This is a genomic window from Sellimonas caecigallum, from assembly GCF_019754295.1.
Classification (GTDB): Bacteria; Bacillota; Clostridia; order Lachnospirales; family Lachnospiraceae; genus Sellimonas; species Sellimonas caecigallum.
In genome coordinates this window covers 1-26,994 of the sequence record NZ_VIRV01000005.1, presented here as the reverse complement: position 1 = coordinate 26,994, position 26,994 = coordinate 1, and the positions used below count along the sequence as shown (strand labels likewise).

The following is a 26,994-nucleotide window of genomic DNA, read 5'->3' as shown; positions in this document are numbered from 1 at the left end:
TAGTTTAGTCATAGCTTATGCTCCGATGGCATTTCCGGTATAAAGCTGGTAGTATCGCCCTTTTTCTGCAATCAGCTGGTCATGGGTTCCGCGTTCAACAATGCGTCCCTGCTCCAGCACCATGATGCAGTCGGCATTTTTGACGGTAGAAAGCCGGTGCGCGATGACAAAGGTAGTACGCCCATGCATCAGGCCGTCCATGCCCTGTTGTACCAGCGTTTCTGTGCGGGTGTCGATGGAACTTGTCGCCTCATCGAGAATCAATACCGGCGGGTCGGCTACAGCAGCGCGGGCGATGGCCAAAAGCTGCCGCTGTCCCTGGCTCAAGTTAGCGCCGTCGCCGGTAAGGACTGTCTGGTATCCATCGGGCAGGCGGCGGATAAAGTCGTCCGCGTTGGCCAGTTTTGCCGCTGCGATACAGTCTTCATCGGTGGAATCCAGACGTCCATAGCGGATGTTATCCATGACAGTGCCGGTAAACAGATGGGTGTCCTGAAGTACCATTCCCAAAGAGCGGCGCAAGTCGGATTTTTTGATTTTATTGATGTTGATGCCGTCATAACGGATTTTACCGTCAGCGATGTCATAGAAACGGTTGATCAGGTTGGTAATCGTGGTTTTTCCAGCGCCGGTAGAGCCCACGAAAGCAATCTTCTGCCCAGGAGTTGCGTATAGTTTAATATTGTGCAGGACAATCTTTCCTTCCTCATAGCCGAAGTCCACATCGTGGAAAGTAATGTCGCCCTCCAGTTTCTTGTAGGTAATCGTGCCGTCTGCCTTATGGGGATGTTTCCAGGCCCATACGTTGGTGCGGTCTTTGGTCTCTGTCAGACTGCCGTCAGCATTTTCTTTCACATTGACCAGTTCCACATAGCCCTTGTCCGTTTCCGGCTGTTCATCCATCAAGTCAAAGATTCGCTGAGCACCGGCCATGGCCATGACAATGCTGTTAAGCTGCTGGCTGATCTGGCTTACCGGCTGGGTAGAATTTTTGTTCAGCGTCAGGAAGGAGACCAGGGTTCCAAGGGTTAAGCCAAGATAGCCGTTCAGAGCAAAAACAGCGCCGACAACAGCACAAAGCACATAGCTGACATTGCCAAGATTCACATTTACCGGCATACTGATGTTGGAAAAAGTATTGGCCTTATCCGCGCTTTCCCGCAGTTCATCGTTGAGTTTACGGAACTGTTCCAGGCTCTTGGACTCATGGCAGAACACCTTCACTACTTTCTGCCCGTCCATCATCTCCTTAATGTAAGCGTTGACTGCCCCCAGATCTTTTTGCTGACGGGCAAAATAAAGGGAGGATTTTGCGGCAATCTTGGAGGTGGCAAAAGCCATGACACCAATGACGGCCAAAGTAATGATGGTCAGGGGAATGTCCAGGATGAACATACTGACAAAAGAGGTCAGGATGGTTATGATGGAGTTGATAACCTGTGGGATGCTCTGACTCATCAGCTGGCGAAGGGTATCCACATCGTTGGTATAGACGGACATAATATCCCCATGAGCGTGGGTGTCAAAGTAGCGGATGGGCAGGGACTCCATGTGCTGGAATAATTCGACGCGCAGGTTTCGCATCGTGCCTTGGCTGACATTGACCATGATCCGGTTATAGCCATAGGCGCAGAGAATGCCAACTCCATAGGTAATTGCCATAGACACAAGAGCTGCCGCCAATTTAGAGTAATCCGGCGTCTGTGCCTGAGTCAGAGGCACGATGTAGTCATCAATCAAGCTCTGCATAAACAGAGTGCCCCGAAGTGTTGCAAGTGCGGATCCGAGGATACACACCACCACCATGAAGAAAGAAAACTTGTAGTCTTTCAGCATGTAGGCAAGCACTCGTCCCATAGCGCTAAGCTGCTGACGGACACTCATTTTGCTGTTTTTTTGTCTTGTCATATCTAAACACCACCCTTTCCATTCAGGACGGGCTGATCAAAATCTCCGCCGCCCTGGGTCTGCGCTTCGTAAATTTCACGGTAAATCGGATTGGTTTTCAAAAGATTTGCAAGGGTGTCAAATCCGCTGACGGTTCCGTTTTCCAGGACAAGAATACGGTCTGCATCCTGCACACTGGAGATCCTCTGTGCCACGATCAGCTTTGTGGTGCCTGGAATCTTTTTTGTAAAGGCTTCGCGGATCTTCGCATCGGTGGACGTATCCACGGCACTGGTGGAATCGTCCAAAATCAGAACCTTAGGTTTTTTCAAAAGAGCACGGGCGATACAAAGCCTCTGCTTCTGACCGCCGGAGACATTGCTGCCACCCTGATCGATCCAGGTGTTGTATCCGTCAGGAAAACGCTCAATAAATTCATCGGCACAAGCCAGATGACAAGCCTCAGCACACTCTTCCTCGGTAGCGTCCTCCTTGCCCCAGCGAAGATTATCTAAAATGGTACCGGAGAACAGCACATTCTTCTGAAGTACCACAGCTACCTGGTTTCTCAGCACTTCCATATCGTAAGAGCGGACATCCTCGCCTCCTACGCAGACGCTTCCGCTGTCCACATCATACAGACGGCTGATCAGGCTGACCAGACTGGACTTGCCGCATCCAGTGCCGCCAATAATACCGATCTTTTTGGCTGTGCAGGATCGGTCATATCGGGAGCCTCATTCAGAACTTCAGTGATCCGGCGTCCGCTGGCAGCGCTCATAGTAATCATCACAAAAATCATAGAGAGCATCATCAGGGACATCAATACGCTCATTACATAGCTGAACAGGCTGGTAAGATTGCCGGTGGACAAGTCGCCTGCTACGATGAAGTGTGCGCCAAACCAGGACACAGCCAAGATGCAGCCATAGACTACCAGCATCATTACCGGGTTGTTCAGGGCCAGGGTACTTTCTGCCTTGACGAAAAGACGGTAGAGTTTTTCCGCTGCTTTTTGGAACTTGCTGTTTTCGTAATCTTCCCGCACAAATGCTTTTACGACCCGTATAGCAGAGACATTTTCTTGTACGCTGGCGTTCAGATCGTCGTATTTACGGAATACTTCGTTGAATACCTTTGTGGTGCGGAGCATGATGAAAATCAGAGCTGCGGCCAAAATCACAATGGCCGCCAAAAAAATCGTACTTAGCTTTACGCTGATAAAAAAACACATGACCATGCTGCAGACCAGCATCAACGGAGCTCTGACAGCGATCCGCAAAATCATCTGATAGGCGTTCTGTACATTGGTCACATCGGTAGTCATACGGGTAACCAGACCGGCGGTACTGTACTTGTCGATATTGGAAAAGGCAAAGGTCTGTACTTTTTCGTAAATACCATCCCGCAAGTTGCAGGTCAGGCCGGAGGAGGCCTTTGCGGCATATCGTCCTGCCAGGATGCCGAACATCAGGCTCAAAAATGCCATGGCAAGCATAATGCCGCCATAAAAATAAACTTGATGAATATTTCCCGCTTCAATTCCCTTGTCAATGATTGAGGCGGTAACAAAGGGGATCAGCACTTCCATCAATACCTCTCCCGCTGTAAAAACCGGCGCAAGGATGGAAGCAGATTTGTATTGCGTTACCTGCGCCAACAGTGTTTTAATCATATGCTTTCCTCCAATTTCGTTTCCATTGATTTTTAGAGGCGGACCGTTCGGTCCCGGGCGTCCGCCTAAATAATATTATACGGCTTTCTTATTGAAAGTGAATTTAGAAAGTGTTAATATTGGAAAGAAAACCTTACTAATCAAAAGAGGTGATACAATGAATACGTTTCAGCTTTCCTGTTTCCTGGCTGTCGCGGAATATCTCAATTTTGCACAGGCAGCCAAGCAGCTGCATGTGACACATCCGGCGGTCAGTCAGCAGATTCAGTCACTGGAAAAGGAATTGAATGTAAAACTGTTTCAGCGCACGACACGGTCTGTCAAACTGACAGATGAAGGCAAAGTATTTTTGTGGGACGCCAAACAGATCGTGGCGATTTCGGACCGGGCAAAAAAGCGATTTGGTGGTGTGGCAGGAGGAAACATCGAAACCCTTTCAATCGGGTGCTACAATTTCCCTTGTATGTTTTTGCTGGCTGATACACTGGAAACGCTGCGTACAATCCGCCCTGAGCTGCATCCTCGGCTTCAGGAAATTCCATTCCAGCATATTTACCGGATGTTGGAGGAGGGAGATCTGGACGCGGTCGTAGGATTCAAAGAGTCCGCAAATGTGAAGATCAATGCTCTCTACAAGGAAGTTGCAAAGGTTCCTATGGTGTGTATCTGTTCTGGAAGCCACTCTCTGGCCGGCCAAAAAGAATTACGTCTGTGTGATATAAAAGAAGAACGCTTCGTGCTGTTTGTACCGCCAAAAGGAATGCTTTCCATTGCCCAGACACAGGGGCAGCTCATGGGAGAACGTCCGCCTTCCGAATTTTATTTTTGCGAATCGGCAGAAGCGATTACCGTTCTTGTCAAAGCAGGATATGGGATCTCTGTCCTGCCGGATTTCCTGGTGCCGGATACGCCCCTGATTTCCAGAATTCCATTAAAAGATGTAGATCAGGTATCTTTTGGTATATACTACAAATCGTTGCAAGGGAATCCGGCATTGAAAGCATTTATACAGTGTGCAAAAGAAAACTTGACTGCCTTGGATATATAAAGAGAAAATATGGAGGAAAATTATGATGGAAGTTAGAGAATATTCGTCTTACAATGAAGAGGAAATTTTAACATTGTATTCCAGTGTAGGCTGGACTGCATACACAGACCATCCGGGTGTTTTAAAAAAAGGATTCGAAAACTCTCTCCTGATTCTGGCTGCATATGAAGATGACAAGCTTTTAGGAATTGTTCGTGTAGTTGGCGATGGGTATACGATTATTTTTATACAAGATCTTTTGGTTTTTCCGGAATATCAGAGAAAGGGAATTGGAACCGTGTTGGTACAACAGGTTTTGGAACGGTTCCGTCATGTCCGCCAAATAGAGTTGGCAACTGATAATACCCAGAAAACCATAAGATTTTACAAATCATTAGGTTTTCAGAATATGTCTGAAATTGGGTGCTGCGGATTTATAAAAATGTCAAGTGAAATGGATGGAGTATAAAGAGTTGACTTCTTCTGATTGGAAGATCAGAAGTGTGAATCAGTTTCGTATATACAGGAAAATGAAAAGAGGACAAGCAAGATGAATGACAGGGGACAAGAGGGAGATACTTGCAAAGAACGAAAAGATGGTATTCCATCTGTTCGTGAGGCCCGAGCACTGCTCGAAGAGGCAGGAAGGAGGAATCCGGGATCGTGGATCCGGCACAGCGAATACGCAGCCGAAGCGGCCGGGAAAATCGCGGCACAATGTGATGGTATAGATGAGGAAAAGGCTTATGTATGTGGATTGCTGCACGATATTGGGCGGCGGTTTGGCGTCGGCCACCTGTCACATGTCTATGATGGGTACCGTTACCTGATGGATCTTGGTTACGAGAAAGCTGCGAGGACGGCTCTTTCTCATTCTTTCAATCTGAAAAAAATAGAAGATTACATTGGAAAGTTTGACATATCAGAAGAAAAGCAGGAGACACTTAGAAGGATGCTGGAAACGATGGAGTACGACGATTATGATTATCTGATTCAGCTGTGTGATTCCATCGCTGTGGCGGACGGCATCGTGACGCTGGAAGAGCGGATGAACGATGTAAAGAGCAGATATGGTTATTACCCGCAGGAAAAATGGGACCGAAACATGGAATTGAAACAATATTTTGAGGAGAAGATGGGAAAAGAACTATATAGGTCTTGCAGCGATGGAAGACTGGATGAGAGCATTGGGTGCAGTGATGAACATCACAGAACTTGGCGCCAGTGAAGATATGCTGGAAAACTATGCGGATGTCACACTTCCTATGACAGGCGGATATAAGGCACTTAGCCGCAGCGAGATCATTGAAATATTTAAAGAGAGCCTGTAAAAACTACAAGTCCGGGGTGGCAAAGCCAGCCCGGACTTGTGATGTAAGCGGAATCTGTTTTTTCATTACTTCCAGTCGAAATTCTCTTTTCCGGCACCGATTTCAAAATGATATTTTACAATACCCAAATCTATTTTGGTGTAAAAGCCATTTCCCGCTTTTGCAGATACCGTACTGCCATGGCAGGTAAGTGTAAATTTCTGTTGATTGATAGCTGTAGGGGCGAGGAGCGCTGCTTCGACCCCTGCTTTAAACCATCTAGGAGAATCAGAACGGATATTGCTTACAGCTTCCGCGGACTTTGATTTGCGTGCGGATCCCTGGCTTTTTCCGTATCCAAGCGAAATGACGACGGTCAGTTTTTCTCCCTTTCTGACTTCGTACGCACCGGAGACTTTCTTGTAAGTCATTGCAACCCAACAGGTGTTCAATCCAAGCTGCTGCGCTTTTAACACCAGTCTTTCGCCGTAATAACCGCAGAGTTCGTCAAGCCTGCTGCTTTTTGGACCGATCAATGCGATATAATTTGTGACACCGCTGAATTTTCCGTAATGAGCCATAAAACCGTCAAATGCCTTAGGCTCATTTTTCACAAGCTGGATGTGCAGATTTCCTTCTCGGTTACATGCATCTATTTCCGCCTGCAGCTCTGTCAGGATCTTTGTTTCGATCGGTCTGTCTGTATACTGGCGAACACTATGCCTGTTTTTCATTGCGTCCATTATTTCCATTAATATTTCCTCCACTTATCATTTTCTTCGCTTCTGTCTGGCAGATTTTCCATAATATGTTTTGCGTGGGTAAGCATTTGCAGAAGCTGATTCATTGCTTCCGTGTCTGCATCGAAATAATAATAGTTTTTTGTCCCTTCACGACGCATCTTGATAAGACCGGCATCTTTCAGGATTTGAAGATGGTGGGACACCGCGGGACGTGACAGATTTGTCTTTTCAGTAATTGCACCTACTCGAACGCCTCCGCATTCTCCCATTTGCATCATTTCCAATATGAGATGCTGACGGTTCTCATCGCCCAAAGCCAACAGTATCTTACGGCACTGTTTGAATTCAATCGCTAATTTTTTTATATCCTGCAAGTTCTCACACCTTTCGCTCATTTACTTAAACCATTATACCACAGCGCTCGGAAAAATGTTCGTTGGTAAAGAAAATCGAGACGAATGAAGGACAATTATCCTAGGCAGTTCTCTGGCAGTGCTGCAAAATGGCTTGGGCTATATTCCATCCTGAATCCTCAGATTTTATGGACGCGGCGGCATGTTTGTGGTAAAATGCGTGTAGTGGAATTTATCGGATGGAGAAAGATTCTCCAGCGAGTCCTGAATCGGACAAGAGAACATGACGATCACAGGGAGGAAAAAATGATTATAAAGCCAAGAGTAAAAAACTTTATTTGTACAACAGCACATCCGGACGGATGCAGACAAAATGTATATGAGCAGATTCAGTATGTAAAAAGCCAGCCGCAGACGAAGACAAAGAAAAGGACACTTGTCATCGGATGCTCTACGGGATATGGTCTTTCTTCCCGTATCTGTGCTGCCTGGGGAGACGACGCCCCGACGATCGGTGTCTGCTTTGAGCGTCCGGCATCCGGAAACCGGACGGCGACGGCAGGATGGTACAACACAGCTGCTTTTGAAGAATTTGCCAAAGAAGACGGAATTTATGCAAAGACGATCTGCGGGGATGCGTATTCCAAAGAGATCAAAGATGAGACAGCTAAGCTGATCAGCCAGGATCTGGGACAGATCGATCTTCTCGTATATTCTCTGGCAGCTCCACGCAGACAGATGCCGGACGGCACAGTGTATACTTCTGTGTTAAAGACAGTGGACGAGACATTTACAAGCAAGAGCCTGGATCTGGGGAAAAATATATTGACAGAAAAGACTGTGGAGCCAGCTACTCCGGAAGAAGTCGAGGCGACTGTCCGTGTGATGGGAGGAGAAGACTGGAAAGACTGGGTTAAGGCGCTGAAAGAGAAAGGACTCCTTTCCGAGAATTTCCGGACAGTTGCATACTCCTACATTGGACCGGAGATGACTTATCCGATCTACAATGACGGAACCATTGGACAGGCTAAAAAAGATCTTTACAATACAGCTGTCGAGATGGAAAAAGAAGGGGTTTCTGCATATGTGTCTGTGAACAAAGCGGTTGTGACGCAGTCAAGTTCCGCCATTCCGGTTGTGCCTCTGTACATGTCTATTTTATATAAAGTCATGAAAGAGAAAGGGCTCCACGAAGACACGATCCAGCAGATGTCACGTCTGTGGAACGGAGGACTTATCGAAGGAGAACCTAAGACAGATATCCCGGGAAGAATCCGCCTTGACGATTGGGAGATGCGTCCGGATGTTCAGGGAGAAGTGCAGGAATACTGGGACAAACTGACAGATGAAAATCTGAAAGAGTACGCAGATATCGACGGATACTGGGAAGAATTCTACCATCTGTTTGGATTTTCTTTTGACCATGTCGACTATGAGGCAGATACAGAAGCGGAGAGAGAAATCCCAAGTATCAGTAAATAAAAAACAGGTAGAAGATAGACAAAAAAGAGGACAGACGCGCTGTCCTCTTTTTGCGTTTTCGTTATGTGACAGGAAACTGCTTTTACAGGAGCAGATCCAGTACTTCAGACACGGTTTTGACTGGAATGATATCCAGTTTTTCACGGACTTCCTCTGCCACATCTTCCAGATCTTCCATATTGTCATACGGAATCAGTACCTTGCTGATGCCGGCACGCTGGGCGGCCATCAGTTTTTCCGGGAGTCCGCCGATAGGCAGGACGTTGCCGCGAAGGGAAACTTCCCCGGTCATGGCGTACTGAGGATCCACTGCTTTTCCGGTTACCAGAGAGGCAAGAGCAGTCACAATGGTAATGCCGGCAGAAGGCCCGTCTTTCGGGACGGCTCCGGCTGGAACGTGGACGTGAAGACTCTGGTTTTCCAACATCTTTGTCTCTTCCGGGAAAAGGGATTTCACGAGGCTTAGTGCAATCTGAACAGACTCTTTCATAACATCTCCGAGCTGTCCGGTAATCAGGAGCTGTCCTTTGCCTTCGGTTATCTTACTTTCAATAAAGAGAATCTCGCCTCCGGACATCGTCCAGGCAAGGCCGGTCACAACACCCGGAATGCCGACTTCCAGGCGGCGTTCGTGGTGGAGCTGGCTTCTGCCCAGGTAGTCACGAAGATTTTCCGGCGTGATATCAAGGCAGGCAGCTTCGTCTTTGACGAGTTTGACCGCCGCGGTCCGACAGAGGGTGTCGATCTGCTTTTTCAGGTTCCGGACACCGGATTCCATCGTATATTCTTCGATGATTTTGCGGATGGCATCATCCGTTACAGTAAGAATATCTGGACTGATACCTGTGGAGGACAGTGCTTTTGGCAGGAGATGCCTGCGCGCAATGTGATATTTTTCCACCGCAGTGTATCCAGGGAAGGAGATGACTTCCATACGGTTCAAAAGCGGTTCCGGGATCGTGTCCGTCGTGTTGGCTGTACAGACGAACAGTACGTTGGAGAGATCGTAAGGTACGTTCATATAGTGGTCGGTAAACGTACCGTTTTGTTCCGGATCCAGCACTTCCAGAAGAGCACTTGCCGGATCTCCGCCGTAATCTTTCGCCAGTTTATCTACCTCATCCAGCACCATGACAGGATTGGAAGCGCCGCTTCGTTTCATCCCTTCCATGATCCGTCCAGGCATGGCTCCGATGTATGTACGGCGATGTCCGCGGATCTCAGCTTCATCCCGGATACCACCCAGGCTGATGCGGACGTATGCGCGGTCGAGGGCACGTGCGATGCTCTGGCCGATACTTGTCTTTCCGGTTCCAGGAGCCCCGACAAAGAGCAGGATGGAACCAGACTGTTTTTTATTCAGAGCCATAACGGCAAGCTGCTGGATGATACGCTCTTTGACTTTCTTAAGACCGTAGTGATCTTCGTCGAGGATTTCCTCAGCCTTTTTCAGATCGATGGATGCGGCTTTCGGAGTCTTCCAGGAAAGTGATGTGACGAAATCCAGATAGTCATAAAGCATGCCGTATTCATGGCTTTCATTTCCTTCCTGGCGCATCCGGTTCAGGACTTTCTCTGCTTCCCGCCGGGCATCTTTGTTCATCCCGGAACGGGCGATCTTTTTCTCAAATTTCCTTACATCGGAGATATTCTCCGGATGCATGTCATCAAGCTCTCTCTGAAGATAATCGATCTGTTTTTTCAGTGCAGCTTCCCTGTAAAGCTGATTCTGGTCATCTTTCTGGGCAGCCTGGGCTTCATCAGACACTTTGATAAACTCGATCAGTTCGTTGACTGCCTTGATGATCAGTTCATCCCGCTCTCTGCGTGAATCGGCTGCTATGATGGCATATTTTTCATCTGCAGTCAAGTTCAGATAATCCGAGAGGGCGCACGCGGTATCATTTAGATTTTTGCGCTGAAGGAGAAATCCTCTTGCCCACAGACCCCACTGATAGTTCTGGACAAATTTCAGGAGAGTGGACCGCAGTCGGGAAAACGCTTCCTGCTCCTCTGCCTCAGAAATATCGACGTTCTCCGGACGGATGGAAGCGGAAGCGGTAATCGTGCCGTCTGTGATTTCCAGGTCCGAGATATCCACACGTTCCAGTGTGCGAACCTGGATGTTCTCATCTTCCCGGACAGCCTCCACTTTTGCGGAGACACCGATAGGATAGAAATCCGCAGCGGAAAAATCCTGATCTTCTTTATCATCTTTTAAAAACAAAAACAGAATCTCCGTGTTCGGTTCGATGGGCTCATCGGTCCAGCCAGAGAAGAAATCTTTTTTGAAAAAATAGGAAACTTCCGGTAATAGAAGTGTACTGTATAATGGTCGTATAATCATGTCTGCACCTCGCTTTATCAGCACTCTTATGAAATGAGTGCCAAAGAATAAACGAAAAAGACAGCGAATAAGAATATTATTCGCTTAATCATTTTCACAATATATTGTCATTAATGGAAAATTAGCACAAATCTGAAGAAGTGTCAATAGAAAATTCGCTTAACAGAAAAAGCATTTGATGTTAAAATGGAGAAAATTGCAGGAGGAAGATGGAAATGATTAGAAGATATGTATTTGGTAATATGATCGAGACAGAGGCCGTTTTGAATAAACCTGAAAAAAGCGAAGGACCGCTTCCATATCTGGAAGTAAGGGAAGAGAAGAAGTCATTTCTTTACCGGATGGATCCGGAAGAAAGGATCTACGGACTTGGAGAGAACGTGCGGGGCATCAATAAAAGAGGATGGATCTATGAGAGTAAGTGCAGCGACGACCCGGAGCACAGGGAGGATAAACATGCACTTTATGGAGCACACAATTTTTTTGTGGCGGATGGAAAAGAGCCGTTTGGTGTGTTCATCGACTACCCAGGTATCCTGACATTTGATGTTGGATATGAAAAAAGCGATGAACTTCGGATCACGGCGTCGGACTGGAACCTGGAAGTTTACATTATCACGGGAGAAAATGTGAAAGACATCGTAAAACAGTTCCGCCGCCTGATCGGGAGAAGCTATATCCCGCCGCTTTGGGCTTTTGGATATGGGCAGAGCAGATGGGGATATAAAAGTGCTGATGATGTGAGAGAAGTGGCCAGGAAGCACAGGGAACTTGGCATAGGACTGGACAGCATTTATCTGGATATCGACTACATGGAGCGGTTCAAAGATTTTACTGTCAATGAGGAGACATTCCCGGATTTTCCTGATTTTGTAAAAGAGATGGAAGAAGAACACATCCATCTTGTGCCGATCATCGATGCCGGAGTCAAAAAGGAGGAGGGCTACCCGGTCTATGAGGAGGGAATGGAGAAAGGATATTTCTGTAAAAAAGAGGACGGCACCGAGTTTGTGGCCGCCGTGTGGCCGGGCAAAGCGCTTTTCCCTGATATGTTAAATGAGGAGGCCAGACAGTGGTTCGGAAACTGGTATCGGTTCCTTTTGGATCAGGGGATCGAGGGATTCTGGAATGATATGAACGAACCGTCTATATTTTATACAGAAGACCGCCTGAGCGACGTCATGGAAAAGATTAAAGAGTACCAGGGGAAAAATCTGGATCTGAATACTTTTTTCGAATTCCAGGGGCTTGTGACCGGACTGTCCAACAATACGAATGATTACAAGTATTTTTATCATGAAAGGGACGGAGAAAAGATCCGTCACGACCGGGTTCACAATCTGTTTGGATTTGCCATGACAAGGGCGGCAGGAGAGGCGTTTGAACGTCTGGAGCCGGAAAAGAGGATTCTTATGTTCTCAAGATCTTCCTATATCGGAATGCATCGTTACGGGGGAATCTGGCAAGGAGACAATATGTCCTGGTGGTCCCATCTGCTTCTCAATATCCGGATGATGCCGTCATTAAATATGTGCGGCTTCCTGTATACGGGAGCGGATCTCGGAGGCTTTGGGGCGGACACGACGGAAGATCTGCTGCTTCGCTGGCTTGCCTTTGGCATTTTTACACCCCTTATGAGAAACCATTCCGCCATGGGAACCCGCAGACAGGAAGTCTATCAATTTGACCGCATCGAGGGATTCAGACATATCATCGGGCTTCGTTACAGACTGATCCCATATCTGTACAGTGAATATATGAAGGCGGCTGTCCGTGATGAGATGATGTTCCGGCCGCTTGCATTTGACTATCCGGAGGATCGATATGCGCTTGATGTGGAAGATCAGCTCCTGCTTGGCGAGGAGATTATGCTGGCGCCTGTCTATGAGCAGAATGCAAGGGGCAGATATGTGTATCTTCCGGAAGCTATGAAGATGGTCCGCTTCTGCCAGGACGGCATTCAAAAGGAGGAAATCCTTGAGGCTGGGCATCACTATGTAGAGATCCCGCTCACAGACGTGGTGTTCTTCATCCGGCCGGGACGTCTTGTCCCGCTTGCAGGGCCGGCTGTGTGCACGAAGGAGATTGACTTTGAAGATCTGACATATATTTCCTATGTGGAAAAGGGAGAAGCACTCTATGAATATTACCGGGATGACGGATACGAAAAAGATTACGATAATCCGGATCATATCACAGTCATCCGTGTACAGAAATAAAGGAAGGAAAAAAGATGACAAAGAAAAAACTGACACTTGAAGTGATCGAAAGACTGAAAAAAGAATACCCGGATGCCGAATGTACACTGGACTACAACGAAGCATGGAAACTTCTGATCAGTGTGCGGCTTGCGGCGCAGTGTACAGACGCCAGAGTCAATGTCGTAGTTCAGGATCTGTACGCAAAATATCCAACTTTGGAAGATGTGGCCGACGCGCCCGTGGAAAATATTGAGGCGATCATAAAACCATGTGGGCTAGGAAAAAGCAAGGCCAGGGATATCAGCGCGTGCATGAAGATTTTGAGAGATGAGTACGGCGGGAAAGTGCCGGACGATTTTGACGCACTTTTGAAGCTCCCTGGAGTAGGACGAAAAAGCGCGAATCTTATTATGGGAGACGTTTTCGGAAAGCCTGCTATCGTGACGGACACACACTGTATCCGTCTTGTCAACCGAATGGGGATCGTAGATGGGACCAAGGAACCGAAAAAAGTCGAGATGGAACTTTGGAAGCTTGTTCCTCCGGAGGAAGGGAACAGCTTTTGTCATCGTCTTGTATACCATGGACGGGAAGTCTGTACGGCCAGGACGAAACCGTACTGTGACAAATGCTGCCTGGCAGATATCTGCAAGAAAGCGGGAGTAGAATAAAAGAGAGGAGAATATGGTGTATCAGTATACAATTACCGAGTGGATTTTATTTTTCTTCATTTACAGTTTGATCGGATGGATATGGGAGTCCTGCTATGTATCTCTGAAAAAAAGAAGATGGGTCAACCGCGGATTTATCCACGGCCCATTACTTCCGATCTATGGGACGGGAGCCATCGTCGTGCTGCTCTTTACGATCCGGGTGCGTGACAATGCGTTTTTGATCTTTTTGCTTGGCATGATTGGGGCAACAGTCCTTGAATATGTTACCGGAGCCTGTATGGAGAGGCTTTTTCGGATGCGCTACTGGGACTACAGCAACCAGAAATACAATGTAAACGGGTATATTTGCCTGACGTCCTCTCTCGGATGGGGAGCGTTCTCTGTCCTTCTTGTGATGGGTATCCATGTGCCTGTGGAGAGAGCCGTCCTCTGGCTTCCACAGATGGCAGTGGATGTGGCGGCTGTCTTGCTGACTGTCATCTTCACGGCAGACTTTACTCAGTCCTTCAACGAAGCGATGGATCTAAAAGAAATCGTTGTCCGTCTGGCTCAGAAAGACGAGCGGATCCGAAGGCTCCAAAAAAGGGTGGAAGTTATCTCTGCTGTGGCGGAAGATGACTTCCAGCAGTATCAGACTCGGGTAGAAGAGAAAAAGGAAGAGCTCTTAAAATGGAAAGAACAGTTTGAACAGGAAATGCGAAATCTGGGAATGCATAAGGAAAAAGTATATCGCCATGCATTCAAAGTGCTGCACCGCAATCCTGGCACTGTCTCTAAAAAATATGCGGATGCTCTCAGACAGATACAGGAAATTTTAAAGAAAAGGAAATAATGAAAATTTTCAAATAGTTATTGACAACTTACTGAGGTTAGCTTATACTAATCTCGTAAAAAATAGAAAATATAACGTATGCATTTCGAAATAAATCATCTACAAATAAAGGAAATAAATTTACAAGGAGCGAGTCATATGAATCTGCTGGAAGCCAAAGAGGGAGAAGAATATATCATAAAAGAAATCATAACCGATGATGAAGAACTGAACGCTTTTTTGTTCTCCTTGGGATGTTACAGCGGCGAACCGATTACGGTAATTTCTCATTTAAAAGGGGGATGTGTAGTCTCCATTAAGGATGGACGTTATAATATTGATAGTGATCTGGCGCAAGCTATTTCCATATAAATATATTAAAAAGTAGTGAGCCAGATCACTATTTTTACGCAAATGTTAGTTGTGTCTAACTGTATTAAATTAGTTAATGCTAATTAGAAGAGAGAAGGAGGAGATTGCATTATGAGGATTGCTTTTGCGGGAAATCCTAACAGTGGAAAGACAACCATGTACAATGCTCTGACCGGCAGAAACGAACATGTCGGGAACTGGGCAGGTGTTACGGTTGAGAGAAAGGAAAGCACAATCAAAAAAAGTTATTACGATGGATTGGAGGAGATGATTGCGGTAGATTTGCCGGGAGCATATTCCATGTCACCATTTACCTCTGAAGAAAGCATTACGAGCGGATATGTAAAGAACGAAAAACCGGATGTGATCATCAATATCGTAGATGCCACAAATTTGAGCAGAAGCTTATTTTTTACCACACAGCTTTTAGAATTGGATATACCGGTTGTGGTTGCGCTAAATAAAAGTGATATCACTGAAAAGAAACAGACTCAGATCAATGAAAAACTTTTGGCCGAAAAACTGGGGTGTCCGGTAGTTAAGACGGTTTCAACAGAGTCTGGGCATGAAGGATTGAAAAAAGTTGTAAGCGAAGCGATATCTTTAAAAGGGAAACAGCAAAAAGCGCCATATGTACAGCCAGATATTAATCTGAAAAATAAAGCTGCTGTAGAAGCCGCTGACAGGAAACGTTTCGAATTTGTCAATGGTATTGTGAAACAGGTAGAAAAGAGGAAGGTCTATACAAAGGATAAAAATGTACAGGATAAAATTGACAGTGTGATTACCCATAAGATTATAGGCATCCCGATTTTTGCGGGGATTATCTTTTTGGTGTTCTACATATCCCAGACTACTTTAGGAACATGGATTGCAGACTGGCTTGTTGCCTGGATTGAAACTTTCCAGGGCTGGGTCGGAGGTCTGATGGAGAATACGAATCCGCTTCTGCAGGCACTCCTGGTAGAAGGCATTATTGGCGGTGTCGGCGCCGTTGTTGGGTTCCTCCCGCTGGTTATGGTTATGTATTTCCTGATCGCCTTGCTGGAAGATTGTGGATATATGGCGCGGGCAACTGTAGTGTTGGATCCGATTTTTAAACGGGTTGGACTTTCCGGCAAATCTGTGATACCGATGGTAATCGGTACAGGATGTGCAATTCCGGGCGTTATGGCATGCCGTACTATTCGGAATGAAAGGGAACGCAGAACTACGGCTATGCTGACCCCATTTATGCCTTGTGGGGCAAAGATACCAGTTATTGCTTTGTTTGCGGGAGCGTTTTTCGCAGATGCATGGTGGGTTTCTGCGACAATGTATCTGGTTGGTATTGTTCTCGTATTGTTAGGCGCATTGCTTGTTAAAAGAGTTACAGGTCAGAAGTATAGAAAATCATTTTTTATTATGGAACTTCCAGAGTACAAACTGCCGAGCCTCAAACGGGCATGCGTGTCTATGTTAGAACGCGGCAAGGCTTATATTGTAAAAGCCGGAACAATTATTCTGGTATGCAACACAGCAGTACAGATCATGCAGAGCTTTAACTGGCAGTTTCAGCTTGTGGAAGAAGGAGCGGAAAGTACGTCTATTTTAGCATCTATTGCCCATCCGTTTGCAATTTTATTTATTCCGCTTGGATTCGGGGTATGGCAGCTGGCCGCAGCTTCAGTGACAGGTTTCATAGCAAAAGAGAACGTGGTGGGTACTCTGGCAGTTGTTTATGGTGTTACAAATCTAATTGATACAGACGAACTGGCATTGGTTGGAAGTGGAAGTGAAGTTGCAACGATTATGGGGCTCACAAAAGTAGCAGCCTTAGCATACCTGATGTTCAATCTCTATACACCGCCATGCTTTGCAGCTCTTGGTGCAATGAATTCAGAAATGAAAAGCGGAAAGTGGCTGTTAGGAGGTATCTGCCTTCAGCTTGCGACGGGTTATACGGTAGCGTTTCTTGTATATCAGATCGGTACGTTGATCACAACAGGTTCTCTTGGCACAGCTTTTGTCCCAGGGTTGATAGCGGTAATAGTATTTGCTTTGATCATCCTGTGGAGAATACGTAAGTCTGATAAAGAATTTGCAGCACAGTATAGTTTACATTCTGCATAATTGTAAATGTGGTAAGGTATATGGCGGCGGGCAGAGCAGGATAGCTTTGTCTGCCGTTTGTCATTCGGGAGATGGATATATGGAAAATTTGATTGCTGTTTTTATTTTAATAGTAATTGTCGGAGGGGCAGGCACATATTTGATTAAAGCGAAAAGAAGCGGAGTGAAATGTATCGGATGCCCGGCAGGAGGAGCCTGCTCGGATAACAATAAAATAAAAAAGAAGAAACTGGAAGGACCCGTAATTGCAAAAAAGACCATTGTTATTTCAGGAATGCACTGTGCACATTGCGTGAAGAGTGTGACAGACAGTCTGAACCGGATAGATGGAGTCGCTGCCCGGGGCAATCTTTCCAAAGGCTGTGTGGAAATATTGCTTGACCGGGAAGTGGAAGAATGTGTTATGATTAGTGCAGTGGAAAAGGAAGGATTTTCAGTTGATTCGATTCGGAGCTAGTACTTCAAAATCTGTTAAAAAGCTAAAACCAAGGAGAGATAGAAGGAGGGGGCAGATGATCGGTGATATTTTGGATGTTCTCATCCTTGTACTGATCATTGGATATTGCGCGTTTATTATTTATAAACATCAGAAAGATAAAAAGAGTGGAAAAGGCGGATGCTCCGGGTGCAGCGGATGCCAAAGCTGTGGTGGAAACTGTTCCTTAAACGGAGGCTGTTCCTCTCATGGAAAAAGATAGAAAGGCTGATATCAAAAATAAAAAAGTTTGATTCAGGAAAAAATCAGTACGGGAAGGAAATATCATGGCTGACATTATCATATTGCTGATCGTTCTTGTCGTCATTATATTTGCGGTAAAAGGGACGATCAAACATTTCAAAGGCGAAGGCCCGTGCTGCGGAGGCGGCGGAAAAGGGCTTGTTGATTCGACGAAAAAAACGTTGGAACATCCGGAAATCGGGGAAAAAACGGTAAAGATTTCCGGAATGCACTGCGACCATTGTGTCAGCAGCGTGACGGCAGCTATCAACAAGATTGACGGAGCTGTGGCAAAAGTAAATCTGAAAAAAGAAGAGGCAGTCGTTTCCTACGACCGCCAGATTTCGGACGATGAAATCCGAAACGCTGTGGAAGATGCAGGGTTTACGGTAGTATCTATCTGCTAGCAGATCAGAGGGCAGAAGGCCAGGATGAGCCTTCTGCCATTTTTGCGCGATAAGACTGGCAAGCAGCCGCCATGCTTTCCCTATTCGATTCCCTCCATTCCATTTGCAGGGGAAATATGCTATGATAGGGATGTTATAAAACGGTATTAGACAGAATGATGATACAGGAGATCAAAGAGTATGAGTTTTGCAGTTGTTATATTAAAAAAGGGAGAAGGAAGGATGTTGAAAGCCGGCGGCGCATGGATTTTTGACAATGAGATTGCGCACGTTCTTGGAACATATGAAGACGGAGATATCGTCATTGTAAAAGATTTTGACGGATTTGCCATGGGGCGAGGGTTTATCAACAGAAATTCCAAAATACGGGTGCGGATGCTGACGAGAAATGCAGACCAGGAAATCGACGAGGCATTTTTCAGAAGACGCCTTGCCGACGCCTGGGAATACCGGAAAAAGACAGTGGACACTGGAAGCTGCCGGATCGTCTTCGGGGAAGCAGACTTCCTTCCGGGCATGGTCATAGACAAGTTTTCGGATGTTCTCGTATTTCAGGCGCTGGCTCTTGGAATGGACCGATACAAAGAGCTTCTGATCCGGCTTTTGAAAGAAATCCTTTTGGAAGACGGGATACATATACGGGGCGTGTATGAGCGCAGCGACGCCAAGGAAAGAGAAAAAGAAGGACTGAAAAAAGTAAAAGGATTTTTCGGAGATGAGTTTGACACGAACGTACTGATCGAGGAAAACGGGGTAAAATATATTGTAGATGTGAAAGACGGACAAAAGACAGGATTTTTCCTGGATCAGAAATATAATCGTCTTGCGATCCAGAGGTTATGCAAAGACGCGCGTGTCCTGGATTGCTTTACCCATACCGGTTCTTTTGCCCTGAACGCTGGTATTGCAGGGGCAAAAAGCGTTTTGGGTGTGGATGCGTCGGATCTGGCGGTGGAGCAGGCTCGGAAAAATGCAGAGCTAAACGGTCTGGAAAAGAGCGTGTCATTTCTGAGCGCCGATGTATTTGAGCTTCTGCCGGAACTGGAGAAACAAGGCGAACAGTACGACGTCGTCATCCTGGACCCGCCGGCTTTCACGAAATCAAGAAGTTCGGTCAAAAATGCTGTGAAAGGATATCGGGAGATCAACATGAGGGGGATGAAGCTCGTAAAAGACGGGGGCTATCTTGTTACCTGCTCCTGCTCTCATTTTATGGATTATGAGCTGTTTACAAAGACGATCGCGCAGGCCGCTAAAAGCGTCCACTGTCGGCTCAGACAGGTGGAATTCCGGACACAGGCACCGGACCATCCGATCCTCTGGGCGGCGGATGAATCGTATTATCTGAAGTTTTACATCTTCCAGGTATGCAAAGAAAAATAAAAGGAGCGAGGAATATGTATCGCATTTTTAACAAGGAATTGACTGTGGAGATCACAGCACAGGGAGCGGAGATGAAATCGCTGAAGGATAACTCTACAGGAGTGGAATATCTCTGGCAGGGAGATCCGAAGTACTGGAAACGGACATCTCCGGTCCTGTTTCCGCTGGTAGGAAATTACAAAAACAAGGAAAGTATTTATAAAGGGCAGACATACACCATGTCCCAGCACGGATTCGCACGGGATATGGAGTTTGATCTTGTATCTCAGACAGAAAATGAGATCTGGTTTTCTTTAAAGGACACGGAAGAAACAAAGAAAGTATACCCGTTTTCTTTCTGCCTGTCCGTAGGATACCGTTTGGAAGGAAGAAAGGTACGGGTTCTGTGGAAAGTGGAGAATATCAATGAAGAGACGATGTACTTCTCCATCGGAGGACATCCGGCATTTCAGTGTCCGGTAAATGGAAAAGGAGAACAGACGGACTACAGCATCTGTTTTGATACCGACCAGATGCTGACCAGCAGCGTCATCGGGGAAGGCGGCCTTCTCACGGAGAAGAAAGCGCTGTATCCGCTGGAGAACCGAAAGATGCGGATCACAAAAGATCTGTTTTCTCAGGACGCGCTTGTTATAGAAGGGAATCAGGCCCACCAGGCGGCTCTGGAAGATCCGGACGGAAAAGCATATGTGAAGGTGGACTTTGAAGCGCCGCTTTTTGGCATCTGGGCGCCGAAAGGCGGAGAGGCGCCGTTTGTCTGCATCGAACCGTGGTATGGAAGATGTGACAGAGCAGATTTTGATAAAAAGCTGGAAGAGCGTGAGTGGGGAAATGCCCTTGCGCCGGGGCAGGTCTTTGACGCATCCTACACGATCACTCTGGCATAAGTATTTCATGAGAACGTTCCAAGTCAGATACCTTCCAGATTGAAAGGCGGGGTATATTCTTCTTTGGCGCTTGATTTTTCCTGCATATATCCTTCGGTAAGACCAAGAGAAATGGCAGTGTCAAGCACTTTCCTATATTCGTATGTCGTGATGCGGCGGTTGATCTCCGGATATTGGTCCGCTTTGTAAAATGGTGTATACTGGCTTAAGAGACTAAGAAGATAAGAACCTTTTTTCAAGTGTTTTTCCATCCAGTGAAGAAGCTGGATGGAATCTTCTTTTTGTCCGGGAAGTACCATGTGACGGATGATGACGCCTTGCTTCATGACATTGCGTTCGTCAAAGACAGGCGCTCCGGTCTGCCGGATCATTTCCTGAATGGCAGCAGAGGCGTGGGAAAAGTAGTCTTTTGCCTGAGAATAGCGAAGGGCAGTCTCATTGCTTCGGTATTTCAGATCCGGCAGATAGATGTCCACGAAGCCTTCCATCATCCGAAGCGTCTCCACGCGCTCATAGCCGCCGCAGTTGTAGACGACAGGGATGGTAAGGTCGTCTTTTATCCGGGAAAGTGCACAGAGGATAGATGGGAGATATTGGGTGGCAGTCACGAGACTGATGTTTTCTGCCCCTTGTTCCTGGAGGGAGAGGAAGATTTCGGACAGCCGTTCCGGGGAAACCTCCTTTCCCACTTTTCCTGAGCTGACAGGATAATTCTGGCAGAAACAGCAGCGAAGTGTGCAGCCGCTGAAAAAGACGGTGCCACTGCCTCCGGTACCGCTGATGCAAGGTTCCTCCCAAAAATGGAGAGCGGCTCTTGCAGCCCGTATAGAAGTACCGCAGCCGCAAAATCCCGGTCGGGAAGTCCGGTCGGCATGACACATACGGGGGCAGAGGACACAGTCTTTGTAAAGGGCTTCTGTATCGTAGCATGCGCCATTAAAATCAGATAAAAGAGAGGACATCATTACGCACCTTCCTGTCCGATCGTTCCGTCAAGGATCTGTTCCAGAATCTTTTCCACGGAATCTGTTCTGTGTGTGGCATAAGTCTCCACTCCGGCGGCACAGTCGGACATGGCATAGCTTGTGCCGGCAAACTGCAGCATTTCTACATCGTTAAACTGATCTCCAAAGGCAGCGCACTCTTCACGGGAGATGCCAAAATGATCTGCAAGCCCGGCGAGAGCGGTCCCTTTGTTTGCGTTCGGAGCGATAAAGTCAAACCAGATATTGCCGGATGTGACGATCTTGATGCGGTCTGCGTACTTTTCGGTAAAGTAGCCCATGGAACGGTAAGCGCCGTCAAAATTGCAGATGGCCACTTTGAGGCAGGTGTCCGGAATGAGAGTCAGGTCGTCGGCTAGTATGGTGTCATATCCAACGTGGTTTTTCACATGGTCATACAGGCGTTCATTTCCTTTTTCTACATAACAGTGATCCTTGCAGGAAAAAAGAAGGGAACAGTCAGGCTGTTTCCTTGCGTCCAAAACGATTTCGTTGACAAGATCCCGGTCAATATTCCCTGAAGAGAGGATGGCATTTTCATGCACACAGAGGGATCCGTTTTCCGCTATGTAGGAAATATCGTCGCGGACTGGGCCAAAGAGACGGTACAGGTTGGCATACTGTCTCCCGCTTGCGGCTGCAAAGCGGATGCCTTGCTGTTTTAATGCGTCTATCAGTTCAAAAAGTCTCGGATTGAGGTCCTGGGCGCCGTTTTTGAGAAGGGTGCCGTCCAGGTCGCTTGCAATCAGTCGTATCATAATCTTCCTCCTGGATTTATCATTAAAGTCAGATTCATTATATTTCCGGACGGGGAGTTTGTAAAGGCGAAAGGGAAATCTTCGGGCGAAGAAGGTTGTAAAATAGTAAGGAAACAATTATAATAAGACATACAGACATCTATTATAATTGCAAGAAGGAAGGGAAAAGCCATGAAAATAGGATTAGGAAACGATCATTCAGCGGTAGAGATGAAGCGGCAGGTCGCAGAATATCTGAAAGAAAAAGGATATGAAGTCGTAAATTACGGCACAGATTCTGAGGAGAGCTGCGATTATCCGGTATATGGAGAGAAAGTGGGACGGGCTGTCGCATCCGGGGAAGTAGATTTGGGGATCATCATCTGCGGAACTGGGCTTGGAATTTCACTGGCAGCCAACAAAGTCAGAGGAATCCGTGCGGTCGTGTGCAGCGAGCCATACACGGCGAGACTTTCCAGACAGCATAACAATGCCAATGTGCTGGCATTTGGGGCGAGAGTGATCGGAATCGAGCTGGCAAAGATGATCATAGATGAATTCCTTGGCACAGAGTTCGAGGGAGGACGCCATCAGAGAAGAGTCGACATGATCATGGATATAGAAAACAAAGAAAGATAAACTATTTATATTAAGGAGGAAAAGAAAATGTATGCAGTATTTGACGACAGTCTGGTAACAGGAAACGAAATGATCGATGGGCAGCACAAAGAGCTGATCGAAAAGATTGCATCCCTTGAGGAAGCATGCGAGACGAATCAGGACAAGGCGACAGCAGTGAAGCTTCTGAATTATCTGGCAGATTACACAGATTTTCATTTTGCGGAAGAAGAAAAACTGCAGGAAGAGATTGCATATCCTGGTATCGAAGAACATAAAGCAAAACATGCAGAGTTCAAAAAAGCGGTAGAAGAGCTCCACGAAATGCTGGAAGAAGACGAAGGTCCGACAGATGCGTTTGTGGCACAGCTCAATGAAAAAGTGACAGACTGGCTTTTCCATCATATTAAGGGATTTGACCGTTCCGTGGCAGAGTATAAAAATATGAGAAAGAACAGCGAGATCCTGTAAGAGTGTCAAAGAGGAGGGTACCGGCAGCAGAGGAGCTTACCGGTACCTTCTTTTGGTTGGAGGATGATCCGGAGACAGTATGAAATAAGGAACCACTCTTCTGTATAAAAAAAGGGAACACGTGTACATTAAAAGAAGGAGGAGAAGAAATGGACAAGACAGCAGAACGATTTCTGAAAGACTATGAGTATTTTGAAGAAAAGACAAATGAATTTTATGAAGGGGTGCTTCCGAGAAATGAGTACAAAGGAATCTCCGGAGGATTTGGAAGTTATGCGGAGAAAAGCGGAGAATCGGGAATGCTGCGGATCCGGATACCGGGTGGTCAGCTCACAAAAGAACGATTTCGCTTTTTGATGGAAATGAAGGACGTCTACCATATCCCAATGATGAAATTCACAACCTGTGAGACGATCCAGCTTCACAACCTGCAGGCGTGGGAGATATGCTCCATCGCGGCGGAAGCATTGGAAAATGGGATTATCTGCAGAGGAGGCGGAGGGGATTTTCCGAGAAATGTCATGGTATCCCCCTTGACAGGTGTGGATCCGGACGAAACTTTTGATGTAATGCCTTACGCAAAAGCCATGTCCGATTATCTGCTCTCTTTTATCGGAAAAGTTACACTCCCGAGAAAACTGAAGGTCTGCTTTTCCAATAACAAGGACAATGTGGTGCATGCCACATACCGGGATCTGGGATTTGTGGCAAACAGCGACCGAACATTTGACGTGTACATTGCGGGAGGACTTGGATTAAAGCCGAAACTTGGCGTGTGTGTGGCAGAGCACATTTGTCCGGAGGAAGTCCTGTACTACGCAAAAGCGATGGTAGATCTTTTTGTGGAGCATGGAAACTATAAAGTGCGTTCCCAGGCGCGGACGCGTTTCATGCAGGATACGCTCGGAAGGGAAGGTCTGAAAGAGAAATATCTGGAAAAACTTCAGGAAGCGAAAGCAGGGGATGATCTTAGAATCTGTCCGGAAGAAACGATCATCCGCAAGACCGGAAAAGGCGAGATCGTACACAAGAGGGTAATTCCACAAAAGCAGGAAGGATTGTATGCCGTTTCCTACCATCCAATCGGAGGTGTGCCGGACCTGAAAGTAATGCAGAACCTTTACTATGCCATCAAAGAGATGGAGGAGGCAGAAGTACGACTCTCCACAGATGAGACAGCTTATATCATCAATCTCACGGCGGAGGAAGCCGGAAAAGTATTGGAAATCACAAAAGGCGGGGCAGAGACATGTTTTGAACATTCTGTCGCATGCATTGGAGCAAAAGTCTGCCAGCACGGTCTGCGAGACTCACAGGATCTGCTGCGAAAATGCGTGGAGGCGGTGCGGGAAGCAAACATCCCCGACGGGGCGCTTCCATCCGTCCACATCTCCGGATGTCCGTCATCCTGTGGTACGCATCAGACGGCCGCCATCGGATTTCAGGGCGGAGCCAAAAAAGAAGACGGAGAGATGGTTCCTGCCTTTACTGTCTATCTGAACGGGTGCAGTCTTCAGGGACAAGAAACGATCAGCCAGTCTTCCGGCATGATGCTGAAAAGAAATATACCGAAGTTTTTGACAGAGCTTGGGAAAACGGTGGAAAACTCCGGAAAAACTTACGAAGAATGGGTAAAAGAGCATTCTGAGGATGTCAAGGCCATAGCAGAAAAATATTTGTAAACAAAAAAGCCAGGTGCATTTCGTACCTGGCTTTTGTTAAATGAAAAAAACGGTTATTCTTCTTCCGGATCAGGGGAGTCCGATTTTGACACAAGTGCTGAATGGATCTTTCGCCGGGAAATGGAATCCACATGGATATGAAGCCCACAGGCGTCCACATCAACGGTCGTACCGTCTTTTGGGATCCGCTTCAGGTGGCTGAAGACCATTCCGCCAAGGGTCGTGTAATCTGTAGACTCCGGCAGGTCGATATCGAGCTTTTCTCCGATATCTTCCACGGAAGTCATTCCGGAGATTCGCCAGAGATTCTCCCCTACCTGTTGTATTTCTTCCGGTTCATCCTCATCAAACTCGTCGTAAATATTTCCGAAGATTTCTTCCATCAAATCCTCCAGTGTCACAATACCAGACGTATCCCCGTACTCGTTTACCACTACCGCGAAGTGGATGTTTTTCTGCTGCATATCTTTGAAAAGAGTGGAGGCATGTACTGTCTCCGGGATAAAATAAGCAGGCCTTAAAAGCTCTTCCAGATGAATTTCAGCAGCGCCGGTTTCCGTATGATTCCGATCGGAAAGCTTCAAAAGAAAATCACGGGCATACAGGATGCCGATGATATCGTCGCGGTTTTCCCGGTACACAGGAAAACGGGAAAGCCCGGTTTCCTGGATAAGCTTTGTTATTTCCTCTACAGAAGATTCCGCATCGATTGCTTCGATATCAGATTCGTGAGTCATACAGTTGCGGACTATCGTATCGTCAAACTCCAGCACATTCTGGATCCATTCCTTTTCACTGCTGTCGATCGTTCCCTTTTCTTCCCCGAGTTCTACCATCATGCGGATTTCGTCCTCCGTCACAGACTCCTCCTCAGCTTCCGTCTTCATACCGAACAGACGAAGCACAATATTGGTGGAAAATGATAAAAAGGCGATGGCCGGACGCATGACAACAGATACGAAAGACACAACTCCGTAGACGAGGCGTGCAGTTTCCATTGATTTTTGCATGGCGATCCTTTTCGGAACAAGCTCCCCTAAAATTAATGTAAAGTACGACAAAATGATCGTGATGAGCACGACGGAAATCGTGCTGAGCGTTCCAAGCGGAATGGCTGTAAATCCAAGACGATAGTAGATGAAATCAACCATATAGCCGGAAAAATTGTCGGCGGCGAAGGCACTGCCGAGAAAACCGGCCAAGGTAATACCGATCTGGATGGTAGAGAGGAAACCGGAAGGCTCTTCTACCAGCTTCAGGAGCTTCCCGGATGTTTTGTCTCCCTCTTCCGCAGCGTGGCGGAGTTTGGTGGCATTGAGGGAGATAACGGCAATTTCTGCCGCCGCAAAAAATGCATTGAGAAAAATTAAAACTGCCTGTAATAATAATTGTGGTCCTATTGAGTTCAAAATTGATTCTCCTTTATTCATTATTTTTGTAAAATCTTATTTCGCTGTGTTCTGAGATAAAAGTGGAAAGACAGATTGTCTGCCGTATGTTCGATTTACCTCCGAAGCCGTATAAAAATACGCAAAAAGGCATAGCCCGCTGTCCCATGGAACGGCAGACTATACCTTATATCCGTATCTATATGAGATTTTACAAAATTATGATGCTCAGAATCACTGTCGCTTGAGTCGTCCATAAAATTGTCTTTTCATCCTTTCTAAAATAGTTGCATCTATGTGCACTGTCTTGATTATATCGGAGCGGAAACCTTTTGTCAAGGGGTTATGACATCATGACAAGGCGAGCCACGGCGATGGGATCATCTTCCGCAAAACCTTGTGCACAGTAGAGGATCGTGTGGATATATTCTGTGTCCAGACAAAGTTTTTCCGCGATTCCGGCGATATCAAGCCCCTGGGAATAGATATCCAGCACGCGCTGCACGTCAGAAACAACTTTGGCAAGTTCCGGATCCTCAAAATCTGTTGGAGAAGAAGAGTGTTCTTCCTCCGGAATCATAAAATCCTCCAGGCGAAGTTCTTTTTGCTCCGCGTTTTCTGTATAAAAATCATCAGACAGTTCCCAGTCTGATGCGTCAAAAGAATTCGGTAAATCTGACATTTGGAAAACCTCCTTTAAAAATA

General features: G+C 46.6%; 26 protein-coding genes and 1 pseudogene. 18 read left to right on the top strand and 9 right to left on the bottom strand.

The window, feature by feature from the left end; genetic code table 11:
* Positions 1 to 15 precede the first annotated feature (15 nt).
* Both FLB61_RS04895 and FLB61_RS13340 read right to left on the bottom strand, forming a co-directional pair.
* A complete protein-coding gene (locus FLB61_RS04895) occupies positions 16 to 1,908 on the bottom strand; it encodes an ABC transporter ATP-binding protein (protein WP_221919536.1) in 1,893 nt (630 codons plus the stop codon).
* A 2-nt stretch (positions 1,909 to 1,910) separates the two neighbouring features.
* A pseudogene (locus FLB61_RS13340) lies at positions 1,911 to 3,562 on the bottom strand (ABC transporter ATP-binding protein).
* Between the two features lie 157 nt (positions 3,563 to 3,719).
* On the opposite strand from FLB61_RS13340, the gene FLB61_RS04885 reads away from it, so the two are divergent.
* From FLB61_RS04885 to FLB61_RS04870, 4 genes are all read left to right on the top strand, one after another.
* Positions 3,720 to 4,610, top strand: a complete 891-nt coding sequence (locus tag FLB61_RS04885; RefSeq protein ID WP_221919535.1) for a LysR family transcriptional regulator — start codon at positions 3,720 to 3,722, stop codon at positions 4,608 to 4,610.
* Between the two features lie 22 nt (positions 4,611 to 4,632).
* Positions 4,633 to 5,058 carry a GNAT family N-acetyltransferase gene (locus tag FLB61_RS04880; protein WP_246599115.1) on the top strand — a complete coding sequence of 142 codons (426 nt, stop codon included), beginning with the start codon at positions 4,633 to 4,635 and terminating at the stop codon, positions 5,056 to 5,058.
* An 81-nt stretch (positions 5,059 to 5,139) separates the two neighbouring features.
* Positions 5,140 to 5,817, top strand: a complete 678-nt coding sequence (locus FLB61_RS04875) for an HD domain-containing protein (protein ID WP_087200689.1) — start codon at positions 5,140 to 5,142, stop codon at positions 5,815 to 5,817.
* Positions 5,768 to 5,920: a hypothetical protein gene (locus tag FLB61_RS04870; RefSeq protein ID WP_221919534.1), complete on the top strand. Its 153-nt coding sequence runs from the start codon at positions 5,768 to 5,770 to the stop codon at positions 5,918 to 5,920. The genes FLB61_RS04875 and FLB61_RS04870 overlap by 50 nt, the downstream gene beginning before the upstream one ends.
* 65 nt (positions 5,921 to 5,985) lie before the next feature.
* Here the strand turns inward: FLB61_RS04870 and FLB61_RS04865 are convergent, their stop codons facing one another.
* Both FLB61_RS04865 and FLB61_RS04860 read right to left on the bottom strand, forming a co-directional pair.
* The gene (locus tag FLB61_RS04865; RefSeq protein ID WP_221919533.1) at positions 5,986 to 6,651 is read right to left on the bottom strand and encodes a nitroreductase family protein; all 666 of its coding nucleotides are present in this window, start codon (positions 6,649 to 6,651) and stop codon (positions 5,986 to 5,988) included.
* A complete protein-coding gene (locus FLB61_RS04860; protein ID WP_246599114.1) occupies positions 6,651 to 7,016 on the bottom strand; it encodes an ArsR/SmtB family transcription factor in 366 nt (121 codons plus the stop codon). Before FLB61_RS04860 ends, FLB61_RS04865 begins: the two co-directional genes overlap by 1 nt.
* A gap of 285 nt (positions 7,017 to 7,301) precedes the next feature.
* Between FLB61_RS04860 and fabV the strand changes: the two genes are divergently transcribed.
* Positions 7,302 to 8,477 (top strand): enoyl-ACP reductase FabV, encoded by a 1,176-nt coding sequence (gene fabV / locus FLB61_RS04855; protein ID WP_087200899.1) that lies wholly within the window; start codon positions 7,302 to 7,304, stop codon positions 8,475 to 8,477.
* Between the two features lie 82 nt (positions 8,478 to 8,559).
* On the opposite strand, the gene lon is transcribed toward fabV, so the two are convergent.
* Positions 8,560 to 10,824 carry an endopeptidase La gene (gene lon / locus FLB61_RS04850; protein ID WP_221919532.1) on the bottom strand — a complete coding sequence of 755 codons (2,265 nt, stop codon included), beginning with the start codon at positions 10,822 to 10,824 and terminating at the stop codon, positions 8,560 to 8,562.
* A gap of 215 nt (positions 10,825 to 11,039) precedes the next feature.
* Here lon and FLB61_RS04845 point away from each other — a divergent pair, with 215 nt between their 5' ends.
* From FLB61_RS04845 to FLB61_RS04800, 10 genes are all read left to right on the top strand, one after another.
* Positions 11,040 to 13,043: a glycoside hydrolase family 31 protein gene (locus FLB61_RS04845; RefSeq protein WP_221919531.1), complete on the top strand. Its 2,004-nt coding sequence runs from the start codon at positions 11,040 to 11,042 to the stop codon at positions 13,041 to 13,043.
* A 14-nt stretch (positions 13,044 to 13,057) separates the two neighbouring features.
* Positions 13,058 to 13,696 (top strand): endonuclease III domain-containing protein, encoded by a 639-nt coding sequence (locus FLB61_RS04840; protein ID WP_221919530.1) that lies wholly within the window; start codon positions 13,058 to 13,060, stop codon positions 13,694 to 13,696.
* A gap of 13 nt (positions 13,697 to 13,709) precedes the next feature.
* On the top strand, positions 13,710 to 14,531 hold the full coding sequence (locus FLB61_RS04835) for a putative ABC transporter permease (RefSeq protein WP_246599113.1): 822 nt from the start codon (positions 13,710 to 13,712) through the stop codon (positions 14,529 to 14,531).
* Between the two features lie 138 nt (positions 14,532 to 14,669).
* Complete coding sequence (locus FLB61_RS04830; protein ID WP_087200701.1) at positions 14,670 to 14,882, top strand: FeoA family protein; 213 nt, start codon at positions 14,670 to 14,672, stop codon at positions 14,880 to 14,882.
* A gap of 111 nt (positions 14,883 to 14,993) precedes the next feature.
* The gene (feoB, locus tag FLB61_RS04825) at positions 14,994 to 16,994 is read left to right on the top strand and encodes a ferrous iron transport protein B (RefSeq protein ID WP_221919529.1); all 2,001 of its coding nucleotides are present in this window, start codon (positions 14,994 to 14,996) and stop codon (positions 16,992 to 16,994) included.
* A 79-nt stretch (positions 16,995 to 17,073) separates the two neighbouring features.
* The gene (locus tag FLB61_RS04820; RefSeq protein ID WP_087200705.1) at positions 17,074 to 17,451 is read left to right on the top strand and encodes a heavy-metal-associated domain-containing protein; all 378 of its coding nucleotides are present in this window, start codon (positions 17,074 to 17,076) and stop codon (positions 17,449 to 17,451) included.
* Between the two features lie 55 nt (positions 17,452 to 17,506).
* Positions 17,507 to 17,692, top strand: a complete 186-nt coding sequence (locus FLB61_RS04815) for a FeoB-associated Cys-rich membrane protein (RefSeq protein WP_221919528.1) — start codon at positions 17,507 to 17,509, stop codon at positions 17,690 to 17,692.
* 64 nt (positions 17,693 to 17,756) lie between these two features.
* Positions 17,757 to 18,119: a heavy-metal-associated domain-containing protein gene (locus tag FLB61_RS04810; protein ID WP_087200709.1), complete on the top strand. Its 363-nt coding sequence runs from the start codon at positions 17,757 to 17,759 to the stop codon at positions 18,117 to 18,119.
* A 180-nt stretch (positions 18,120 to 18,299) separates the two neighbouring features.
* A complete protein-coding gene (locus tag FLB61_RS04805; protein ID WP_221919527.1) occupies positions 18,300 to 19,502 on the top strand; it encodes a class I SAM-dependent rRNA methyltransferase in 1,203 nt (400 codons plus the stop codon).
* A gap of 14 nt (positions 19,503 to 19,516) precedes the next feature.
* Positions 19,517 to 20,389, top strand: coding sequence for an aldose 1-epimerase family protein (locus FLB61_RS04800; protein WP_087209019.1), 873 nt, complete (start codon positions 19,517 to 19,519; stop codon positions 20,387 to 20,389).
* 23 nt (positions 20,390 to 20,412) lie between these two features.
* Here the strand turns inward: FLB61_RS04800 and FLB61_RS04795 are convergent, their stop codons facing one another.
* Both FLB61_RS04795 and FLB61_RS04790 read right to left on the bottom strand, forming a co-directional pair.
* Positions 20,413 to 21,354 (bottom strand): radical SAM protein, encoded by a 942-nt coding sequence (locus tag FLB61_RS04795; RefSeq protein ID WP_246599112.1) that lies wholly within the window; start codon positions 21,352 to 21,354, stop codon positions 20,413 to 20,415.
* Positions 21,354 to 22,151: a Cof-type HAD-IIB family hydrolase gene (locus tag FLB61_RS04790; protein WP_087200732.1), complete on the bottom strand. Its 798-nt coding sequence runs from the start codon at positions 22,149 to 22,151 to the stop codon at positions 21,354 to 21,356. Before FLB61_RS04790 ends, FLB61_RS04795 begins: the two co-directional genes overlap by 1 nt.
* A 171-nt stretch (positions 22,152 to 22,322) precedes the next feature.
* Between FLB61_RS04790 and rpiB the strand changes: the two genes are divergently transcribed.
* The 3 genes from rpiB to FLB61_RS04775 all read left to right on the top strand — a co-directional run bounded on the left by rpiB (position 22,323) and on the right by FLB61_RS04775 (position 24,901).
* On the top strand, positions 22,323 to 22,769 hold the full coding sequence (gene rpiB / locus FLB61_RS04785; protein ID WP_087200734.1) for a ribose 5-phosphate isomerase B: 447 nt from the start codon (positions 22,323 to 22,325) through the stop codon (positions 22,767 to 22,769).
* A gap of 27 nt (positions 22,770 to 22,796) precedes the next feature.
* Positions 22,797 to 23,219, top strand: a complete 423-nt coding sequence (locus tag FLB61_RS04780) for a bacteriohemerythrin (protein ID WP_087200736.1) — start codon at positions 22,797 to 22,799, stop codon at positions 23,217 to 23,219.
* A 149-nt stretch (positions 23,220 to 23,368) separates the two neighbouring features.
* Positions 23,369 to 24,901 carry a nitrite/sulfite reductase gene (locus tag FLB61_RS04775; protein ID WP_221919526.1) on the top strand — a complete coding sequence of 511 codons (1,533 nt, stop codon included), beginning with the start codon at positions 23,369 to 23,371 and terminating at the stop codon, positions 24,899 to 24,901.
* 53 nt (positions 24,902 to 24,954) lie between these two features.
* Here FLB61_RS04775 and FLB61_RS04770 read toward each other — a convergent pair whose 3' ends face one another.
* Both FLB61_RS04770 and FLB61_RS04765 read right to left on the bottom strand, forming a co-directional pair.
* Positions 24,955 to 26,310 (bottom strand): hemolysin family protein, encoded by a 1,356-nt coding sequence (locus FLB61_RS04770; RefSeq protein WP_246599111.1) that lies wholly within the window; start codon positions 26,308 to 26,310, stop codon positions 24,955 to 24,957.
* A 322-nt stretch (positions 26,311 to 26,632) separates the two neighbouring features.
* The gene (locus FLB61_RS04765; protein WP_087200743.1) at positions 26,633 to 26,971 is read right to left on the bottom strand and encodes a hypothetical protein; all 339 of its coding nucleotides are present in this window, start codon (positions 26,969 to 26,971) and stop codon (positions 26,633 to 26,635) included.
* Positions 26,972 to 26,994: the final 23 nt, after the last annotated feature.

Bases quoted from the DNA above. Each gene is read 5' to 3' on its own strand.
- FLB61_RS04870 (WP_221919534.1), top strand. From the start codon at position 5,768: ATGAGAGCATTGGGTGCAGTGATGAACATCACAGAACTTGGCGCCAGT.
- FLB61_RS04815 (WP_221919528.1), top strand. From the start codon at position 17,507: ATGATCGGTGATATTTTGGATGTTCTCATCCTTGTACTGATCATTGGA.
- FLB61_RS04845 (WP_221919531.1), top strand. From the start codon at position 11,040: ATGATTAGAAGATATGTATTTGGTAATATGATCGAGACAGAGGCCGTT.
- FLB61_RS04790 (WP_087200732.1), bottom strand. From the start codon at position 22,151: ATGATACGACTGATTGCAAGCGACCTGGACGGCACCCTTCTCAAAAAC.
- FLB61_RS04810 (WP_087200709.1), top strand. From the start codon at position 17,757: ATGGCTGACATTATCATATTGCTGATCGTTCTTGTCGTCATTATATTT.
- FLB61_RS04765 (WP_087200743.1), bottom strand. From the start codon at position 26,971: ATGTCAGATTTACCGAATTCTTTTGACGCATCAGACTGGGAACTGTCT.
- FLB61_RS04840 (WP_221919530.1), top strand. From the start codon at position 13,058: ATGACAAAGAAAAAACTGACACTTGAAGTGATCGAAAGACTGAAAAAA.
- FLB61_RS04830 (WP_087200701.1), top strand. From the start codon at position 14,670: ATGAATCTGCTGGAAGCCAAAGAGGGAGAAGAATATATCATAAAAGAA.
- FLB61_RS04895 (WP_221919536.1), bottom strand. From the start codon at position 1,908: ATGACAAGACAAAAAAACAGCAAAATGAGTGTCCGTCAGCAGCTTAGC.
- fabV (WP_087200899.1), top strand. From the start codon at position 7,302: ATGATTATAAAGCCAAGAGTAAAAAACTTTATTTGTACAACAGCACAT.
- FLB61_RS04775 (WP_221919526.1), top strand. From the start codon at position 23,369: ATGGACAAGACAGCAGAACGATTTCTGAAAGACTATGAGTATTTTGAA.
- FLB61_RS04795 (WP_246599112.1), bottom strand. From the start codon at position 21,354: ATGATGTCCTCTCTTTTATCTGATTTTAATGGCGCATGCTACGATACA.
- FLB61_RS04805 (WP_221919527.1), top strand. From the start codon at position 18,300: ATGAGTTTTGCAGTTGTTATATTAAAAAAGGGAGAAGGAAGGATGTTG.
- FLB61_RS04865 (WP_221919533.1), bottom strand. From the start codon at position 6,651: ATGGAAATAATGGACGCAATGAAAAACAGGCATAGTGTTCGCCAGTAT.
- feoB (WP_221919529.1), top strand. From the start codon at position 14,994: ATGAGGATTGCTTTTGCGGGAAATCCTAACAGTGGAAAGACAACCATG.
- lon (WP_221919532.1), bottom strand. From the start codon at position 10,824: ATGATTATACGACCATTATACAGTACACTTCTATTACCGGAAGTTTCC.
- FLB61_RS04885 (WP_221919535.1), top strand. From the start codon at position 3,720: ATGAATACGTTTCAGCTTTCCTGTTTCCTGGCTGTCGCGGAATATCTC.
- FLB61_RS04875 (WP_087200689.1), top strand. From the start codon at position 5,140: ATGAATGACAGGGGACAAGAGGGAGATACTTGCAAAGAACGAAAAGAT.
- FLB61_RS04820 (WP_087200705.1), top strand. From the start codon at position 17,074: ATGGAAAATTTGATTGCTGTTTTTATTTTAATAGTAATTGTCGGAGGG.
- rpiB (WP_087200734.1), top strand. From the start codon at position 22,323: ATGAAAATAGGATTAGGAAACGATCATTCAGCGGTAGAGATGAAGCGG.
- FLB61_RS04880 (WP_246599115.1), top strand. From the start codon at position 4,633: ATGATGGAAGTTAGAGAATATTCGTCTTACAATGAAGAGGAAATTTTA.
- FLB61_RS04800 (WP_087209019.1), top strand. From the start codon at position 19,517: ATGTATCGCATTTTTAACAAGGAATTGACTGTGGAGATCACAGCACAG.
- FLB61_RS04835 (WP_246599113.1), top strand. From the start codon at position 13,710: ATGGTGTATCAGTATACAATTACCGAGTGGATTTTATTTTTCTTCATT.
- FLB61_RS04780 (WP_087200736.1), top strand. From the start codon at position 22,797: ATGTATGCAGTATTTGACGACAGTCTGGTAACAGGAAACGAAATGATC.